The organism is Pseudogemmobacter sp. TB195 (assembly GCF_058313095.1).
In genome coordinates, this window is sequence record NZ_JBZEGG010000060.1 from 2,501 (window position 1) to 5,921 (window position 3,421).

The window sequence follows — 3,421 nt, forward strand, 5'->3', positions numbered from 1 at the left end:
CGAACAACAGTGCTATTGTTCAAGTCTAGTACGCAACCGGTCACTGATACGTCAGTGACATGGGTAGAAGTATATGACTTCTGTTTCGGAAAGTGGCTGCGGGCTTAGCTTGTCCTGCGGCCTTGCTCTTTCCGGATCAGATCAAGCGCGAGAAGGGCGTTTGGTGGATGCCTAGGCAGTAAGAGGCGATGAAGGACGTGGTACCCTGCGTTAAGCTATGGTGAGCCGGGAACAGGCTTTGACCCATAGATCTCCGAATGGGGAAACCCACCTGATATTCTGTTGTAATTGCTACGCAATTACGCTCGCTCCGTGCCGGCTCAATGCCGGAGGCGGCTGCGCCGCGTAGCTGCGAGGTGATTTACAGCAGGGTAAAACAGGTACTAATTACCTGAATACATAGGGTTTTTAGAGCGAACCCGGGGAACTGAAACATCTAAGTACCCGGAGGAAAGGACATCAATAGAGACTCCGTTAGTAGTGGCGAGCGAACGCGGATCAGCCGATGCATGAAGTGTGACAAGAATGGTCTGGAAAGGCCAACCATAGTGGGTGACAGTCCCGTATTGGAAGCACCATTGCACATATTAAGTAGGGCGGGACACGTGAAATCCTGTCTGAAGATCGGAGGACCACCTCCGAAGGCTAAGTACTCCTTACTGACCGATAGCGAACCAGTACCGTGAGGGAAAGGTGAAAAGCACCCCGACGAGGGGAGTGAAACAGTACCTGAAACCGGACGCCTACAAGCAGTCGGAGCCTCCTTGAGAGGTGACGGCGTACCTTTTGTATAATGGGTCAACGACTTGGTCTAACGAGCGAGCTTAAGCCGATAGGTGTAGGCGCAGCGAAAGCGAGTCTTAAATGGGCGACAGAGTTCGTTGGATCAGACCCGAAACCAGGTGATCTAGCCATGAGCAGGATGAAGGTAAGGTAACACTTACTGGAGGTCCGAACCAACACCCGTTGAAAAGGGTCTGGATGACTTGTGGCTAGGGGTGAAAGGCTAATCAAACCTGGAGATAGCTGGTTCTCCGCGAAAGCTATTTAGGTAGCGCCTCGGACGAATACCATCGGGGGTAGAGCACTGGATGGGCAATGGGGTCCCACAGACTTACTGAGCCTAACCAAACTCCGAATACCGATGAGTAATATCCGGGAGACACACGGCGGGTGCTAACGTCCGTCGTGAAGAGGGAAACAACCCTGACCTGCAGCTAAGGCCCCTAATTCATGGCTAAGTGGGAAAGCATGTGGGACGGCCAAAACAACCAGGAGGTTGGCTTAGAAGCAGCCATCCTTTAAAGATAGCGTAACAGCTCACTGGTCTAGATAAGCTGTCCTGCGGCGAAGATGTATCGGGGCTCAAGCCATGAGCCGAAGCTCGGGATGCACAGCGATGTGCGTGGTAGCGGAGCGTTCTGTGATATAGAACGCTGTCTCTTGTTACTCCACTTGTGGAATAACGCAGAGACACTGTTCTTTCTGTGAAGCCGGGCTGTAAGGCATCCGGTGGAGAGATCAGAAGTGAGAATGTTGACATGAGTAGCGACAAAGAGGGTGAGAGACCCTCTCGCCGAAAGTCCAAGGGTTCCTGCTTAAAGCTAATCTGAGCAGGGTAAGCCGGCCCCTAAGGCGAGGCCGAAAGGCGTAGTCGATGGGAACACGGTTAATATTCCGTGGCCAGGAGGATGTGACGGATCTCGAAGATTGTCTTCCCTTATCGGATTGGGAAGGCCGTTCAGAGGTTCCTGGAAATAGCCCTCCATCAGACCGTACCCTAAACCGACACAGGTGGACAGGTAGAGTATACCAAGGCGCTTGAGAGAACCACGTTTAAGGAACTCGGCAAAATGCTCCCGTAAGTTCGCGAGAAGGGAGCCCCGTCTGTACGCAAGTATGGGCGGGGGGCACAATCCAGGGGGTGGCGACTGTTTACTTAAAACACAGGGCTCTGCGAAGTCGTAAGACGACGTATAGGGTCTGACGCCTGCCCGGTGCCGGAAGGTTAAAAGGAGGGGTGCAAGCTCTGAATTGAAGCCCCGGTAAACGGCGGCCGTAACTATAACGGTCCTAAGGTAGCGAAATTCCTTGTCGGGTAAGTTCCGACCTGCACGAATGGCGTAACGATCTCCCCGCTGTCTCAAACGTGGACTCAGCGAAATTGAACTGTGTGTCAAGATGCACACTACCCGCGGTTAGACGGAAAGACCCCATGAACCTTTACTCTAGCTTTGCATTGGCATCAGGAATGTGATGTGCAGGATAGGTGGTAGGCATTGAAACTTGGACGCCAGTCTGAGTGGAGCCATCCTTGAGATACCACCCTTCGCCTTCTTGATGTCTAACCGCGGTCCGTTATCCGGATCCGGGACCCTGCATGGTGGGGAGTTTGACTGGGGCGGTCGCCTCCCAAATCGTAACGGAGGCGCGCGAAGGTTGGCTCAGACCGGTCGGAAATCGGTCGTTGAGTGCAATGGCAGAAGCCAGCCTGACTGCGAGACTGACAAGTCGAGCAGAGACGAAAGTCGGCCATAGTGATCCGGTGGTCCCAAGTGGGAGGGCCATCGCTCAACGGATAAAAGGTACTCTGGGGATAACAGGCTGATGATGCCCAAGAGTCCATATCGACGGCATCGTTTGGCACCTCGATGTCGGCTCATCTCATCCTGGGGCCGGAGCAGGTCCCAAGGGTACGGCTGTTCGCCGTTTAAAGAGGTACGTGAGCTGGGTTTAGAACGTCGTGAGACAGTTCGGTCCCTATCTGCCGTGGGTGCAGGAGGCTTGAGAAGAGTTGACCCTAGTACGAGAGGACCGGGTTGAACGAACCACTGGTGGACCTGTTATCGTGCCAACGGTAGTGCAGGGTAGCTATGTTCGGACAGGATAAACGCTGAAGGCATCTAAGCGTGAAGCCCCCTTCAAAACTAGGCCTCCCTTGAGGGCCGTGGTAGACCACCACGTCGATAGGCCAGAGGTGTAAGTGCGGTAACGCATTCAGCTGACTGGTACTAATTGCCCGATTGGCTTGATTTGATCCGGTAAAAGCAAGGCATAAACCTTCGCTAACCGACAGACAGCCATATACAAGCACCAAAAGTCGCACAGACCTGAACAATACATCGATGTTCGCGAAGCATGCTTCGCAAGTCTCTGTTCCGGTTTGGTGGTCATAGTGGTGGCTAAACACCCGATCCCATCCCGAACTCGGCCGTTAAGGGCCTCTACGCCAATGGTACTGCGTCTCAAGACGTGGGAGAGTAGGTAACCGCCAAACCTGATCAGAGACTCCTCTCTCCAATACGATACAAATCCCCTCATACTAACCCCGAGGGGAGAACGGCCGCGGGGTGGAGCAGCCAGGTAGCTCGTCAGGCTCATAACCTGAAGGTCACAGGTTCAAATCCTGTCCCCGCAACCA

1 tRNA gene and 2 rRNA genes are annotated in these 3,421 nt (G+C 53.7%); all 3 read left to right on the top strand.

The annotated features are described in order from the left end of the window. Positions 1–139: 139 nt before the first annotated feature. A 23S ribosomal RNA gene (locus AC4FS3_RS28290) occupies positions 140–3,036 on the top strand. A gap of 126 nt (positions 3,037–3,162) precedes the next feature. After that, positions 3,163–3,277: ribosomal RNA gene (gene rrf, locus AC4FS3_RS28295) — 5S ribosomal RNA — on the top strand. Between the two features lie 67 nt (positions 3,278–3,344). Then, positions 3,345–3,421, top strand: a tRNA-Met gene (locus AC4FS3_RS28300).